13 protein-coding genes are annotated in these 14905 nt (G+C 73.2%); all 13 read right to left on the reverse strand.

Features of this window, described 5'->3' with window-relative positions; translation table 11 throughout:
- Positions 1-38 precede the first annotated feature (38 nt).
- The 13 genes from E4U91_RS08435 to E4U91_RS08495 all read right to left on the reverse strand — a co-directional run bounded on the left by E4U91_RS08435 (position 39) and on the right by E4U91_RS08495 (position 14842).
- A complete protein-coding gene (locus E4U91_RS08435) occupies positions 39-1169 on the reverse strand; it encodes a pectinesterase family protein (protein ID WP_137306257.1) in 1131 nt (376 codons plus the stop codon).
- Between the two features lie 92 nt (positions 1170-1261).
- Positions 1262-2581 (reverse strand): pectate lyase family protein, encoded by a 1320-nt coding sequence (locus E4U91_RS08440; RefSeq protein ID WP_137306258.1) that lies wholly within the window; start codon positions 2579-2581, stop codon positions 1262-1264.
- Between the two features lie 82 nt (positions 2582-2663).
- Positions 2664-3464, reverse strand: coding sequence for a rhamnogalacturonan acetylesterase (locus E4U91_RS08445; protein ID WP_137306259.1), 801 nt, complete (start codon positions 3462-3464; stop codon positions 2664-2666).
- A gap of 159 nt (positions 3465-3623) precedes the next feature.
- On the reverse strand, positions 3624-4964 hold the full coding sequence (locus tag E4U91_RS08450) for an ABC transporter substrate-binding protein (RefSeq protein ID WP_137306260.1): 1341 nt from the start codon (positions 4962-4964) through the stop codon (positions 3624-3626).
- A 192-nt stretch (positions 4965-5156) separates the two neighbouring features.
- The gene (locus tag E4U91_RS08455; protein ID WP_137306261.1) at positions 5157-6677 is read right to left on the reverse strand and encodes a glycoside hydrolase family 43 protein; all 1521 of its coding nucleotides are present in this window, start codon (positions 6675-6677) and stop codon (positions 5157-5159) included.
- Positions 6674-7519, reverse strand: coding sequence for a DUF6807 domain-containing protein (locus E4U91_RS08460; RefSeq protein ID WP_137306262.1), 846 nt, complete (start codon positions 7517-7519; stop codon positions 6674-6676). The genes E4U91_RS08455 and E4U91_RS08460 overlap by 4 nt, the downstream gene beginning before the upstream one ends.
- Positions 7516-8712 (reverse strand): Gfo/Idh/MocA family protein, encoded by a 1197-nt coding sequence (locus E4U91_RS08465; protein ID WP_241678534.1) that lies wholly within the window; start codon positions 8710-8712, stop codon positions 7516-7518. The genes E4U91_RS08460 and E4U91_RS08465 overlap by 4 nt, the downstream gene beginning before the upstream one ends.
- Positions 8712-9608, reverse strand: coding sequence for a carbohydrate ABC transporter permease (locus tag E4U91_RS08470; RefSeq protein WP_137306263.1), 897 nt, complete (start codon positions 9606-9608; stop codon positions 8712-8714). The genes E4U91_RS08465 and E4U91_RS08470 overlap by 1 nt, the downstream gene beginning before the upstream one ends.
- Positions 9605-10540, reverse strand: coding sequence for a carbohydrate ABC transporter permease (locus E4U91_RS08475; RefSeq protein WP_137306264.1), 936 nt, complete (start codon positions 10538-10540; stop codon positions 9605-9607). The genes E4U91_RS08470 and E4U91_RS08475 overlap by 4 nt, the downstream gene beginning before the upstream one ends.
- Positions 10541-10659: 119 nt before the next feature.
- A complete protein-coding gene (araD, locus tag E4U91_RS08480) occupies positions 10660-12402 on the reverse strand; it encodes an L-arabinonate dehydratase (protein ID WP_137306265.1) in 1743 nt (580 codons plus the stop codon).
- Positions 12399-13310 (reverse strand): dihydrodipicolinate synthase family protein, encoded by a 912-nt coding sequence (locus E4U91_RS08485; RefSeq protein WP_137306266.1) that lies wholly within the window; start codon positions 13308-13310, stop codon positions 12399-12401. The genes araD and E4U91_RS08485 overlap by 4 nt, the downstream gene beginning before the upstream one ends.
- Positions 13307-13975: a GntR family transcriptional regulator gene (locus E4U91_RS08490; protein WP_137306267.1), complete on the reverse strand. Its 669-nt coding sequence runs from the start codon at positions 13973-13975 to the stop codon at positions 13307-13309. Before E4U91_RS08490 ends, E4U91_RS08485 begins: the two co-directional genes overlap by 4 nt.
- A 282-nt stretch (positions 13976-14257) precedes the next feature.
- Positions 14258-14842, reverse strand: a complete 585-nt coding sequence (locus tag E4U91_RS08495; RefSeq protein ID WP_137306268.1) for a TIGR03086 family metal-binding protein — start codon at positions 14840-14842, stop codon at positions 14258-14260.
- Between the last annotated feature and the right edge of the window lie 63 nt (positions 14843-14905).

Here is a 14905-nt window from a genome sequence, read left to right on the forward strand (position 1 = left end):
GGGTCAAGCGCCCGCTTGTGCGGCGCGGGCTCCTCGGGTCAGCGGCCCTCCCTCCAGGGCGTCCAGTCCCCCAGGTAGGTCTCACGGGTCGCCGACGCGGCCTGCATCCCGGTGAGTTGCGGACGGTTCGCGGGGACGGTGATCACGGCGCCGGGGCCGGTGTTGCGGTACTCGGCGAAGCGCTGGCTCTGCCACGGGTGGGCGCTCGACATGTCGGTGTACGGCGCCACCGCGTCGATGCCGGGGCCGAGGCGGGTCTCGCGGACGGTGAGCATCGGGCGGGCGGTGGTGTCGGAGCTGGGCACCCAGGGGCGGGCCAGCTTGTACGCGCCGTCGGGGGCCGCGCTGCCGACCCGGCCGTGCGTCACCAGGAAGCCGCGCGGGTTGGCCCCGGCGGTCGAGGGCGCGAACACGAAGCCGTACGGCGCCGACGCCAGGTCGGTGCGGTCCAGGGTGCGGAAGCGGCAGTGCTCGAAGACGGCGGTGGCCCGGCCGAACACGAAGTCGACGTCGCCCTCGACGTGGCAGTGGGCGTAGTACTGGCGGGCGAACGCGGTCAGTGCCGTGGAGTCGGCGTACAGGGTGTCCTGGTGGCCGAGGAACCGGCAGTGGAAGAAGGCGCTGCGGTCGCCCTGCACCTTCAGGGCCACCGCCTGGGTGCCGGTGACGTCCGGGTGGTCGGCGCGCAGCCAGTCGTTGGCGAAGGTGATCCAGCGGGCGGTGAAGCCGTCGGCCTGGACGGTGGTGGTGGCCGAGCCGGTGGTGCCGAGGGTGCCGCCGCCGGGCTTGGGGGTGCCGGCCGCGTTGTCGTACACGATCACCACGTCACGGGGGTTCTCCGAGGCGCCGATCCAGGTCGTCCCGGTGCGCGCGGCGGACACGACGACCGTCTCGCGGTAGGTGCCGGGCGCCAGGACGAGCGTCCAGCCGCTGCCCGACGCGGCGGACACGGCGGCGGAGACGGATGTGTGGTCGCCGCGGCCGGCGGGGTCGACGTACAGAGTCTGCGCGGTGAGGCGGGCGGCGGGGGAACCGAAGCGGCCGAACGGGCGCCGCCCCGGGCCGGCCCACGACGGCGCGGCGGTCAGCGCGAGCGCGGCGCCGGCCCCGGCGCCCGCCAGGAGGAACCCCCTGCGGGACGAGGACGGGTGCGGGTGGGGCGAGGGCATGCGGGTGCTCCTTGGGTGGGGTGTGCGGCCGGGGCGGACGCCTCCGGGGTGGGGAGGCGGTGCGGGCCGCCCCGGCCGGCCGGGGCGGGGCGTCAGCGCAGGCGGCCGGCGCCCGCGCGGTGGTCGACGATCCCGGGGACGGCCCTCGGCGGGTCGACCCGGGTGCGCAGGGTCGGGGTCCAGCCGGCGCCCGGCTGGAGGGTCTCGGCGGGGATCTGCGCGTTGTGGACGGCGATCAGGTCGACGCGCTTGCCGTTGACGTAGTTGTCGTCGGCGGTGACCGGCGAGACGTTCCAGCGCTTGAGGATCTTGCCCGCGGCGACGCCCTCGGGCAGCGTGAACGCGTTGTGCTCGGCGACCAGCTGGGACTCCTTGCCGACGCCGAAGCTGTACGAGTAGTCCTCGCCCGCCACGAAGTGGTTGTTGTAGGAGTCGACCTGTCCGAACCGCACGCGCGGGGCGCGCTCCACGAGGTTCTCGAACAGGTTGTGGTGGAAGGTCACCTTGAGCTTGCCGCGGTCGCCCGCCGCGGTGGACTCGCTGTCGCTGTTGCCGATGAGGATCGTCTTGTCGTGCTCGGTGAAGACGTTCCAGGAGGCGGTGACGTAGTCGGCGCCGCGGACGATGTCCAGCTCGCCGTCGTGCTGCTGGTAGAGCATCCCGAAGTAGGTGGGTGCGGCGCTGTCGGGGTGGCTGCCGTCGGTGAAGGTGTTGTGGTCCAGCCACACGTGGGTGGAGCCGTAGACCACGGCGGTGTCGTACTCGGAGTTCCAGTTGCCCTGGCTGCCGTCGGTCGGGTCCCACTGGGGGAAGCAGTCGAGGGGGCTCTCGAACGTCAGGTTGCGGACGATGACGTTGTCGACGGCCTTGATCTGGAGGCTGGCGCCCTTGAACCCGGCGCCGCGGCCGACGCCGATGATCGTGGTGTCGGACGGGATGTTCGCCTTGATGGACCGGTCCTGCTGAGCGGCCGAGGCACGCCGCAGCCCCTCGGGGCTGTCGTCGGGCTCGGCGCTGAGGTCGGTGTCCAGGCCCCAGGTCTCGGGTGCGTACGCCGCCAGGTAGGCGTCGAAGTCGTAGCCGGGCGCGGCGAAGGCGTCGCAGCCCTCGGAGACGGCGTCGATGACGCCCTTCACCTTGATGATCCTGGGCGCGTCGCCGCCGGCGGCGAGGGCGGCCTTGAACTGGGCCCAGGTGGTGACGGTGTACACGTGCGCCGCGTCGGCCGCCGCGCCGCCGGTGGTCCCGGTGCCGTACGACCCCCAGCCGTCCCGGTCGCCCAGCACCTGCCGGGCGGGGTCGCGGGGGTGCGCCTGGGCGGTCGTGCCGGTCAGGGACAGCACCAGGGCGGCGCAGCCGGCCACCGCGGCGGCCCGCGCTATGGCATGCCCATGCCACTTCTGAACGTTCATCGTGTGCGGCTCTCTCTCCTCGGGACTGCTCGGGACTTCTTTGGGCTTCTTTGGGCTTCTTTGGGCTTCTTCGGGAGGGGTGTTACTCGGTGGGTGCCTCGGGCCAGGTGATCCACGACGGCGGGACCGGGTCGTCCAGCCGCCGTACGTCCCGGGGCGCGAGGACCCGCGTGCGCAGCAGCTCCCGCGCCACGAGACGCGCCACGGCGATCGCGCCCGGCGGGTTGAAGTGCGTGTTGTCCTGCTCGGTCGCAGTCCAGTTGAAGTACGTCTTGGTCTCCTCGACGCCCAGCCGCTGCCAGAGCGCGAGCGACAGCGCCTGGAGGTCGAGCAGCGCCACTCCCTCCCGCCCGGCGAGCGCCCGCATGGCCGCGGGGTAGTCGCCGTGCGTGGGAAGGGCGGTGCCCGCCGCGTCGAAGCGCCGTCGCTCCACGGGCGTGGCCAGCACCGGCCGCGCCCCACGGGCCCGGGCCCCCTCGACGTACCGGCGCAGGTAGTCCTGGTACGTCGACCAGGGCTCCGTGTAGCGCGTGGGATCGGTGGTCTTCTCGTCGTTGTGGGCGAACTGGACGAGCAGGACGTCGCCCGGCCGGATCGCGGCCAGGACCGCGTCGAGCCGGCCCTCGTCGACGAAGCTCTTCGCACTGCGCCCGTTCACCGCGTGGTTGGCGACGGGCCGGTCCCGGTGCAGGAAGAACGGCAGCGCCATGCCCCACCCGGTCTCGGGCGCGGCGTCGGCGTACTTCTGGGCGGCGGTGGAATCACCGGCGACGAACACGGTGCGCACCCCCCGCTCCCCGGCCCGGGCACCCGGAGCCCCGGCGAGAGCGAGCGGAACGGCAGCGAGCCCGGCGGCGGCGACTTGCCTACGGCTGAGGGACACAGGGGCAACCTTTCGAGAAGCGTGCACGAACCCGCCCTCGGGGGCGCGGGGCGGTATTGACATGCGGCCGGCCGCGGGGCGCGAGCACCAGGGGGCGGCCCGTACCCTGTGACGCAACGGACCGCCCCACGACGAACCCGGCAACCGCTCAGCCAGCGGCTAGCCCTGCTGCTTCCACTCGGCCTGCGCCTTGTTCAGCTGGTCGGCCAGCGTGTCCAGGAACTTCTTCGCGCTCATCTTCCCGAGCAGCACCTTCTGGAAGTTCGGCTCGTTGTCGGCCTTGGAGATCGTGTTCCAGTCGGGCAGGTAATACGGCAGCTGCACGATCGTGGTCGAGCCGTCGCCCAGCGCCGCCGCGGCGAGCTTCGTCGGCTCGGACTTCTGCACCCAGGCGTCCTGCGCCGCCTGCGTGTTGGCCGGGACCTGGCCCGCCGACTCGTTGAACTTGGAGTTCTCCGCGCGCGACGCCGCGAACTCGATGAACGTCCAGGCGGCTTCCTTGTTCTTGGAGCTCTTGAACAGGCCGAGCCCGTCCACCGGGTTGGAGACCTGCACCCGCTTGCCGTCGGGCTGCGTCGGCTGCGGGATGCCGCGGAACTTGGCGGCGCCGAACGCCTTCACGTGGTCCTGGTACGACCCGAGGTTGTGGTTGAGCATCCCGATCGTGCCGGAGTCCCACTGCGCGACCATCTTGGTGAAGTCGTTGTTGACGTCGGCGGCGGGGGTGGCCTTCTTGTACAGCCCGGCGTACTTCTCCAGCGCGGCCACGTTCTTCGGGTCGTTGACGGTGGTCTTGTCGCCGTTCCAGAACGAGGTGATGCCGGACTGCCCGTACATCGCGTCGAGGGCCGGGGCGATGGACCCGGCGCCGCCGCGGATGGTGTACCCGAACTCGTTCCTGCCCGCGTTCGTGAGCTTGGCGGCGGCCGTGAAGAACGCGTCCCAGGTGGTCGGCGCCTGCAGACCGGCCTTCTGGAACAGGTCGGTGCGGTAGTACAGGACGCCGTTGTTGGCGGACGTCGGCACCGAGTACAGCCGGCCGTCGCGGCCGCCCGCGGCCTTCAGCGAGGTGAGCATGTCCTTGTTGAGCAGGCCGTTGAGCGAGGACTTGGCGAGCCGCCCGTCGAGCGGCTCCAGCGCGTTCTGCGCGGAGAACCCGGCGAGCATCGCCGCGCCCACCCCGCCGACGTCGGGCAGGCCGCCGCCCTGGATCGCGGTGTCCACCTTGGACTGGTACTCGGTGGAGGCGATGCCGACGTACTCGACGTCGATGTCCGGGTGGGCCTTCTCGAAGTCGGCGATGATCTCCTTCCAGACGTCGGTGCGCACACCGCCGTTGTTGTCCCAGAAGACGATCCTGCCCTTGCCGCTGCCCTCGGAGCCCTTGTCGCCGCCGGCGCCGCTGCCGTCGTCCCCGCAGGCGGTGGCGGTCAGGGCGAGCACGGATCCCAGGGCGACGGCCACGGCGGCCCGCCTGCTTCTGCTGGTGCTGGTCTTCATTGGTCGGCTCTCTTCTTCGGGATCGACTCGGACGTGACGGCCGTCGGATGACGGGGCGGTGCTGGGGTCGTGCGGTCGCGCGTGGGGGGACGGGATGCGTGGGGGGAGGGAGCCGGGCACGGGTGCTCGGCAAGCGCTTGCTGGGCGGATGTGCGTCAGGGCGGCTCCCAACGGGCGCGGGGGGTCGGCGGTTTACAGCGGGCGGATGCGGAACCGGGTGAAGGCGGCCGCTCCGGCGTGCCCTTCCCCGTCGTGCGCGGGACCGGCGGGGGCGAGGGCGAACAGGCCGAGCAGGGCCCCGACCCAGCGCCAGGGGGTGGCGGCGAAGACCGGGCCCGACGGCTCGAAGCCTCCGCCGAGGTCGTGGGAGAAGCGGCAGCGGGCGCCCGGAGCCGTCTCGATCCGCAGCCGGACCCGCCCCCCGGGTGCCGGGCGGGAGTGGCCGGCGTCGCGTTCCGCCTCGGCGACCTGCTCGGCGAACCGGTGCACCAGGTGGACGGTCCCGTCGGTCCCGCGCCGGAGTCCGATCCAGCAGTAGGCGTCCCCGAGGACGGCGAGCCCGGCCCGCGCCCCCGGCTCCTGCGCGTGCAGTTCGAGGTCCACCTCGACGACCGAGGGCGCGCCCGGCAGCCGCTGGGTGAGCACGTGGGGCAGTTTGCGCAGGTCGTGCGCGTCGGGGGTGCGCAGACAGGCCAGCCGCAGGCCGTCGCCGGAGTGCTGGGTGGCCCAGCCGGCCCGGGGGTTGGCCGTCCACTGCCACTGCCGGCCGTAGCGGCCGCCGGGGAAGTCGTCGTCGGTGGCGGGCGCGGCGGGCGGCTGCGCGGGCAGGGCGGGCCTCGGGTGGACGAGGACCGGGGCGCCGTCGTCGCCGATCACCGGCCAGCCGCCCGGGCCGTCCCAGCGCATCGGCTGCAGGTGCACCACCCGGCCGTACGCCCCGCGCTGCTGGAAGTGCAGGAACCAGTCCTCGCCGGACGGGGTGCGCACCCAGCCGCCCTGGTGGGGCCCGTTGACCTCGGTGTCCTTCTGTTCCAGGACGATGCGCTCCTCGTACGGGCCGAAGAACCCGCGGGAGCGGAAGGCGCCCTGCCAGCCGGTCTCCACTCCCCCGGCAGGCGCGAGGATCCAGAACCAGCCGTCGTGGCGGTACAGCTTGGGGCCCTCCAGGGTGAACCAGCCGGGGATGCGGTCGGCGTCCACGATCACCTTGCCCTCGTCGAGCAGCGCGGTGCCCTCCGGGTGCATCCGGTGGCCGGTGAGCCGGTTCTTCACGCCCGCCCGGGACCTGGCCCAGGCGTGCACGAGGTACGCCTCGCCGGTCTCCTCGTCCCACAGGGGGCACGGGTCGATGAGGCCCCTGCCCGCCTTCACCAGGTGCGGCCGGGTCCACGGGCCCCTGATGTCGGGGGCGTTGACCTGGAACACGCCGTGGTCGGGGTCGCCCCAGAAGATCCAGAAGCGGTCGTCGTGGTGGCGGATCGACGGGGCCCACACGCCGCGGTCGTGCCGGGGGCGCGCGAACTCCTCCTCCGGTTCCAGGCGTTCGAGGGCGTGGCCGACCAGCGTCCAGTCGACCAGGTCGCGCGAGTGCAGCAGCGGCAGGCCGGGCACGCGGCCGAAGCTGGAGGCGGTGAGGTAGAAGTCGTCGCCGACGCGGACCACGTCCGGGTCGGACCAGTCGGCGTCCAGCACCGGGTTGGTGTACGTCGTCACGTGCCCACCGCCTTGCGGACCAGTGCCGCCGCCTCGCCGCGGTCCAGGCGGCCGTCGGCGACGACGGTGACGATCCGGCGTACGGCCGTGTCGCCGGGCGCGATGGCCAGGCGCCGCTCGGAGGCCAGCGAGGAGCCGACGCCGGGGTATTCGGCGGTGCGCACGAACCAGGGGTCGCGGCGGGTGGCGTCGGTGGCGCCCGCGAGGACCAGGGTCCACCGGTCGGTCGCGAGGGCCAGCCAGTCGGCGGGGCGGCCGTGCACCCGGTCCTCGCCCTCCGCGTCCGGGGTGAAGGCGTCCGGCGCCCGGTCCTCCTTGCGGGCCCGCCAGAAGAAGCCGCCGTAGGCCGCTCCCGGGCGCCCGTTGGTGGCGGGGCTGCCGATGGTCAGCGGGTCCGGGGTGACGTTGGTCAGGGAGAAGGTGAAGTCCAGCGCCCAGGCGGCCGGGGTGAGTCCGGTGGCGGCGACGGTACGGCGCTCGCGCAGCAGCTCCGCCCCGGCGGCGACCCAGCGCAGCTCCGCCACGAAGCCGTCGGGGTCGCGCAGCTGGAAGCCGGTGTGCCGCTGGGCGCCGTGGTTGTCGAGCTCGGTCGGGCCCCGGTCGCGCACGTAGGTGCGTCCGCCCCAGAAGTTGGTCCCCTCGACGTCGGGTACGGCGACACCGACGCCGAGGTGGTGGGCGTGGTCGGCGGGGGTCAGTTCGGTGACCGTGGTGCCGGCCAGGGTGGTGACGGGGTGCAGGTAGGGGCGCGGCGAGAGCCGGGCGGGCAGCTCGGGCCGGGTGACGTAGCGGGCGACGGGGCGGCCCGCGACGCGCAGCACGGTGGCGTCGTCGGTGGTCATCGGGGGTCCTCCTCTCCCGGCGGGTCCGTGACGGGCCGCGCCCAGTCGGCGCCCAGTTCGGAGTACAGGGACAGCGTGTCGGCGGCGGCCGCGACCAGGGCGTCCACGCCGGGCACCACGCGGCGCGGCTCCCCGGGCGCCGGGTGCCAGGCGGTGGGGGGCAGCGGGGCCGGGTCGGGGGCGGTGCGGACCGCCTCGACGACCTTCATGAAGGCGCCGGTGGCGTCCGGCGGGACGAGCAGGTCCACGCCGTCGACGAGGTGCTCGACGAGGTTCTCCAGCAGGTCGGTGCGGCCGTACCGGAACTCCTCGGGGCCGTGGTCGGCGCGCTGGAGGAGCACCCGGTCCTGCTTGTACCAGTGGGTGATCCGGCCGCGGGTGCCGTGCACCAGCACGTAGGGCTCGCCGGGCTGTTCGGCGCACAGGGTCGCGGCGACCGTGACGCGGTGGCCGGCCGCGGTGGCGACGCGCACGCAGGAGGTGTCGTCGGACTCGATGGCGTTGGCGTGCCACAGCTCGGTCTCGACGCCGGTGACGTCCTCGGCGCGGGTGGCGCCGGCGAGGGCGAGGGCGGTGGCGACGGCGTGCGCGAGCGGGTTGGTCAGCGCGCCGTCGACGACGTCGGCGCCGTCCATCCGCCGCCGGCCGGCCCAGGGGGCGCGCCGGTAGTACGCCTCGGGCCGGGACCAGGCGCCGGCCCCGCCGACCCCGGTGACCTCGCCGATCACCCCGTCGGCGAGCATCCGGCGGACGGCGGGCACGGCGTGGGAACCGAGCGACTGGAAGCCGATCTGGCAGGCCACGCCGGCCTCGGCCACCCCGTCGGCCATGCGGCGGAACGCGGCGTAGGACGGGGCGGGCGGCTTCTCGAGGAGCAGGTGCACGCCGCGGCCGGCGGCCGTGAGGGCCAGGTCGGTGTGGGTCGGGATCGGGGTGCAGACGACCGCGACCCGGGCGCCGGTGCTGTCGAGCAGCGCGCCGAGGTCGGCGGACTGCTCGGGCGTGCCGAGGCCGTCGGGGATCTCGTCGGGGGTGAGCGGCGTCAGCTCGCACAGGCCGGCCAGGCGGACGATGCCCTTGTCCTGGAGGCGGCGGATGTTGTCCAGGTGCCAGCGGCCGTGCCCGCGCGCCCCGGCCAGCACGACGGGGACCGGCATGTCCGGTGCGCTGCCGGTGCGGTGACGGTTCGTCATCAGCCCTTCACCGCCCCCGCGCTGAAGCCGGTGATCAGCCACTTCTGGATGAAGGCGAACACGAGCACCACGGGCACGGCGGCGATGATGCCGCCCGCGGCGAGCGCGCCGAGGTCGACGCTGTCCGCGCTCATCAGGGTGTTGAGGCCGACCGGGATCGTCTGCTTGTCCTGGTTGTTGAGGAACATCAGCGCGAACAGGAAGTGGTTCCAGGAGTGCACGAAGGCGAAGGAGCCGACGGCGATCAGGCCGGGGCGCAGCAGCGGCAGCACGACGATCCGGAAGGCCGTCAGCCGGTTGCAGCCGTCCACCCAGGCCGCCTCCTCCAGGGAGTACGGCACGTTCTTGATGAAGTTGCTGATCAGGATCATCGACAGCGGCAGCTGGAAGACGGTCTCGGCGAGGATGACACTGCCGAGCGAGTTGATCAGCTGGAGCTTGGCGAAGATCTCGAACAGCGGGACCAGCAGCAGCGCGCCGGGCACGAACTGGGAGCACAGCAGGGCGAGCATGAACCCGCGCTTGACCTTGAAGTCGAAGCGGGCGAGCGCGTAGCCGCCGGCCAGCGCGACCAGGGTCGTCAGCACCAGGGTGCACAGCCCGACGAGGACGCTGTTCTGGAAGTAGGTGCCGAAGCTGCGCTCGGTCCACACCTTCTCGAAGTGGTCGAAGGTGACGGGCCAGGGCACGAGCGAGGTGGAGCCGGCCGGGCGCAGCGCGAACAGCACGATCCAGTAGAAGGGGACGAGGGTGAAGACCAGGTAGATCGACAGGGGCAGGTAGACGTGCCAGCGGGGCACCTCGTCCCAGGCGCGGTGGCGCGGGGCGGGGCGGGGCGGCTCGGGCGTCGCGCGCACGGGGGCGGGCGCGGCCTGGGTGGCCTCCTCGGTGATCACTTGGACGCACCTCCGAACTTGCTCAGGCGCAGGTAGACCACCGAGCAGAAGAGCAGGATCACGAACGCGACGGTGGTCAGGGCGGACGCGTAGCCGAAGTTGTGGGCGTCCACGCTGGTGTTGGCGATGTACAGCGGCAGCGTGGTGGTCTCGCCGGCCGGGCCGCCGCCGGTCAGGGTGTAGAGCAGGTCGACGTTGTTGAACTCCCACACGGCGCGCAGCAGCGTGGACAGGACGATCGCGTCCTTCAGGTGGGGCAGGGTGATGTGCCAGAACTGCTGGAGCTTGCCCGCCCCGTCCACCTCGGCGGCCTCGTACAGGTCCTTGGAGACGGACTGGAGGTCGGCGAGGATGAGGATCGCGAAGAAGGGCACCCCGCGCCACAGGTCGGCGACGACCGCCGCCGGGAAGACGGTGGAGGTGTCCGACAGCCAGCTGGTGCCGTAGGAGCCCATGCCCAGGTCGGCGAGGTAACGGGTGATGCCCGTCTGGGAGTTGTAGAGCAGCACCCAGATCGCGGAGGTCAGCACGCCGGACACGGCCCAGGGCGAGAACACCATGGCCCGGCCCAGTCCCCGCCCGACGAAGGTCTGGTTGACGATGAGCGCGAGCGCCAGGCCGAACAGCAGCTGGAGACCGACCTCGACGAAGACCCACTTGGCGCTGAAGGTCAGGGTGTCCCAGAACTGCGGGTCGTCGGTGAAGATGCGCACGAAGTTGTCGAGGCCCGCGGGGCCGTTGCGCCACGGCTTGGTGGGGTTGTAGTGCTGCAGGCTGTAGTAGAAGACGCTGACCACCGGGTAGGCGATGAAGCCCAGCATCAGCAGGGCCGCCGGCGCGATCAGCAGGTACGGCAGCCTGCGCGGCGTGGCGGAGGCACGGCGCCGCCTCGGTGGCGCGGGCGGTTTCGCCACGGCTGCGGCTTGGGCCATGACTGTTCTCCGTTCTCGGTACGTCGTGCGGGAAGCGCTTGCTCCGGTGGCGCGGTGCGGCCGGGCCGGGGTGGTGCGGGAGCGTGCGGGGAGTGCGGGGGCGTGCGGAGGGGCGGTGCTCAGCCCGCGTACGGATCCGCGACCCGGCCCGGGCGGGCGAGGAACTCGAAGTCGCAGCCGGTGTCGGCCTGGGTGATCTGCTCGTTGTAGAGCGCGCCGTAGCCGCGCTCGTACCGGGTGGGCGGCGGTGTCCAGGCGGCCCGGCGCCGCGCGAGTTCGGCGTCGTCCACGTGCAGGTGGAGGCTGCGCGCCTCGACGTCGAGGGTGACGAGGTCGCCGCTGCGCACCAGGGCCAGCGGCCCGCCGACGTACGACTCGGGTGCCACGTGCAGGACGCAGGCGCCGTAACTGGTGCCGCTCATCCGGGCGTCGGAGATGCGGACCATGTCGCGCACGCCCTGCTTGAGCAGGTGGTCCGGGATCGGCAGCATGCCGTACTCGGGCATTCCGGGGCCGCCCTTGGGGCCGGCGTTGCGCAGCACCAGCACGCTGTCGGCGGTGATGCCCAGCGACGGGTCGTTGATGGTGCGCTGCATGGTCCGGTAGTCGTCGAAGACGACCGCGGGGCCGGTGTGCTTGAGCAGGTGCGGCTCGGCGGCGATGTGCTTGATGACGGCGCCGTCCGGGCAGAGATTGCCCCGCAGGACGGCCACCCCGCCCTCCGCGGCGACGGGGTGGTCGCGCGGGCGGATCACGTCGTCGTGGTGCACCCGCGCGCCCTCGATCTGCTCGCGCAGGGTGTCGTGGGAGACCGTCGGGCGGTCCAGGTGGAGCAGGTCCGGGATCCGGGAGAGGAAGCCGGGCAGTCCGCCCGCGAAGTGGAAGTCCTCCATGAGGTACGTCCGTCCGCCGGGCCGCACGTTGGCGAGGACCGGGACCGTGCGGGCGATGCGGTCGAAGTCGTCGAGGGTGAGCCGCACCCCGGCGCGGCCGGCCATGGCGATCAGGTGGATGACCGCGTTGGTGGAGCCGCCGAGGCCGAGCACGGTGGTGACCGCGTCCTCGAAGGCCTCCCGGGTGAGGATGTCGCTCAGCTTGCGGTCGCGGTGGACCAGTTCGACGACGGTGAGGCCGGCCCGGGCGGCCATCCGGTCGTGCCCGGAGTCGACCGCCGGGATGCTGGACGCGCCGGGCACGGTGACGCCGAGCGCCTCGGCGGCGGCCGTGAGCGTGGAGGCGGTGCCCATCGTCATGCAGTGGCCGGGCGAGCGGGCGAGGCCGTTCTCCAGCTCGGCCATCTCGCAGTCGCCGATCAGGCCGGCCCGCTTGTCGTCCCAGTACTTCCACATGTCGGTGCCGGACCCGAGCACCTCATTGCGCCAGTGGCCCGGCAGCATCGGGCCGGCGGGCACGAACACGGTGGGCAGGTCGGCGGAGGCGGCGCCCATCAGCAGCGCGGGCGTTGTCTTGTCGCAGCCGCCCATCAGCACCGCGCCGTCCACCGGGTAGGAGCGCAGCAGTTCCTCGGTCTCCAGCGCGAGCAGGTTGCGGTAGAGCATCGGGGTCGGCTTCTGGAAGGTCTCGCTCAGCGTGGCGACCGGGAACTCCAGCGGAAAGCCGCCCGCCTGCCACACCCCGCGCTTGACGGCCTGGGCGCGGTCGCGCAGGTGGACGTGGCAGGGGTTGATGTCCGACCAGGTGTTGAGGATCGCGACGACCGGCTTGCCGAGGTGCTCCTCGGGCAGGTAGCCGAGCTGGCGGGTGCGGGCGCGGTGGCTGAACGAGCGCAGTCCGTCCGTGCCGTACCACTGGTGGCTGCGCAGGTCCTCGGGGTTCCTGCGGGGCGCTCCGGGTGCGTTCACAGCGACCACCCCGCGGCTATGGCGGCCACCTCGGCCCGCTCCGTCTCCGGCAGCAGCCGGCTCGGCGGGCGCACCTCCCGGCGGCACAGGCCGAGCGAGGCGAGGGCCTCCTTGACGACCGTGACGTTGTCCGCGCTGCCGTTGGCGGCGCGCAGTTCCTCGAAGCGGCGGATCTGCTCCCAGACCTTCATCGCGGCCGGGTAGTCGCCGGCCCGCAGCGCCTCGATCATGTCGCGCGAGACGGACGGGGCGACGTTGACCAGGCCGGAGGTGAAGCCGGTGGCGCCGGCCGAGAAGTACGACGGCGCGTACGGCTCGGCGAGGCCCGCGACCCACACGAAGCGGTCCAGGCCGGCGTCGCGGGCGAACGCGGCGAACTTCGCGGCGTCCGGCACGGCGTACTTCACGCCGATCACGTTCGGGCAGGCGTCGGCGAGCTGGGCGAGGCGGGCGCCGGGCAGCTGCGCGTTGCGGATGTACGGCACGACGCCCAGCTCGGGCACGGACTCGGCGATCGCGCGGTGGTAGTCGACCCAGCCGCTCTGCGCGACGTAGGGGTGGACGGGCTGGTGGACCATGACCATCCGGGCGCCCAGCTCGCGGGCGTGCCGGGCGGAGGCGACGGCGGTGGGCACGTCGTGGCCGACGCCGACCAGGACGGCGGCCCGGTCGCCGCCCTCCTCGACGGTCAGCTCGGTGACCAGGCGGCGCTCCTCGGGGGTGAGGGCGTAGAACTCGCCGGTGTTGCCGTTGGGGGTGAGGGTGGTGATCCCGGCGTCGAGCAGCCGGCGCAGCAGCGCCCGGTGGGCCCGCCGGTCGACGGAGCCGTCCTCGGCGAACGGGGTCACCGGGATGGCCACCACGTCGGCCAGGGCCGCACGCTGGGTCTCGAACACCACGCTGCTCATTCCTGGCCTTCCTGGTGGGATGCGGGGACGTCCGCCCCGGGGAACGCCCGTTCGACGAAGGACGCGATGTGGGCGTGCAGGGCGCGGGCCGCGCCGTCCGCGTCGCCGTCCAGCGCGAGGCGCAGGATCTCCCGGTGCTCGCCGGCCTCGCGCTCCCAGGAGGGGTCGGCGGCCCAGGCCACGGCGGAGACCAGGGCGGCCTGGTCGCGGACCTCGTCGAGCATCCGGCCGAGCAGCGGGTTGCCGCACGGCACGTACAGGGCGCGGTGGAACTCGCGGTTGGCGAGGGAGCGTTCGGCGGTGTCGGTGGCGCCGTCGGCCCGGGTGAGGGCGTCGCGCGCGGCGTCCAGGGAGGCACCCCGGCGCACCGCCCGGCGCAGCGCCTCGGGTTCGAGGAGCAGCCGTACGTCGTAGACCTCGCGCGCCATGTCCGCGTCCACCATGCGCACCGTGACGCCCTTGTACTGGCTCATGACGACCAGCCCGGTGCCGGCCAGGGTCTTGAGCGCCTCGCGCACCGGGGTCTTGGAGACCCCGAACTGCGCGGCGAGCTCGGTCTCGACCAGGGCCTGGCCGGGCGTCAGCTGCCCGGTGAGGATGCGGCGTTTGATCTCCTCCAGCACGTACTGCGTACGGGAGGGGATCGGCGTGGGCACAGAGGTCATGCGCGCCTCTCGGAAGTCACGTATCAGATCTCGGGTGTATCTGATCTCGCGTATCGCGTCTCATATATGACGTACGAAGTACGACGCGTTGAAGGTAGGAGGGGGCCCGTGTTTCGTCAATGCTTCCGGCAGAGAAACCTGCGGTGGCGGCGCGAAGGCGCAGGTGGGCCGGAAACCCGGCCGCGTGGTGGGCCGGAAACCCGGCCGCGTGGTGGCCCGGAAAACGGGCCGCCCGCCCCCGGTGACGGGGCGGGCGGCCCTGGCGAGCGGGAGTCCGGGCGGTCACGGGGTCCAATGCGGGTCGCGGCCGCTGAGGCCCACGGCGCGGTCGAGGAGCGGCGCGTCGTCGGGGACGGGGACGGGCGGGCCGAAGGGGCCCTCACCGCCGCTCGCGGCGACCTGCAGCAGGAACGCGTGGGCCGCCCGGAGCGCGGCCGGGTCGGGGGCGTACTCCTGACCCGTGGCGCGGGCCAGGTCCCAGCCGTGCACGACCAGTTCGTCGGCGGCCACGGCGAAGGCCACCTCGGCGGGCAGGTCGATGCTGCCGGCGCGGGTGGCGCCGGCCCGGGCGGCCGGGTCGCGCCAGGCGTCGGCGAGTTCCTCCAGGACCTTGGGCAGCTCCGCGCGCCAGCCGGGTCCGACGTCGGGCAGGACGGCGTCCGGCCGGGTGTCGGTGGTCGGCCCGAAGTCCTTGCGGGCCGCGTCTCGGAAGGCCACCGAGAGGCCGGCCAGGTGCCCCAGCAGGTGACGCACCGCGTACTGCGGACAGGGCGTCGCGCCGCCCAGCTGCGCGTCCGTCACCCCCTCCGCGAGCCGGGCGACGACCAGCGCCTGCGGTCCGAGGTCGAGCGTCGTGGGGTCGGACATGGGTGCTCCTCCGGGAGACGGGTGATTCCTACCGGAAGGTGGACCGCGCGCCCGCCCGGAATT

Origin of the sequence: Streptomyces lasalocidi (assembly GCF_005280215.1) — a bacterium.
GTDB classification, from domain to species: Bacteria; Actinomycetota; Actinomycetes; order Streptomycetales; family Streptomycetaceae; genus Streptomyces; species Streptomyces longwoodensis.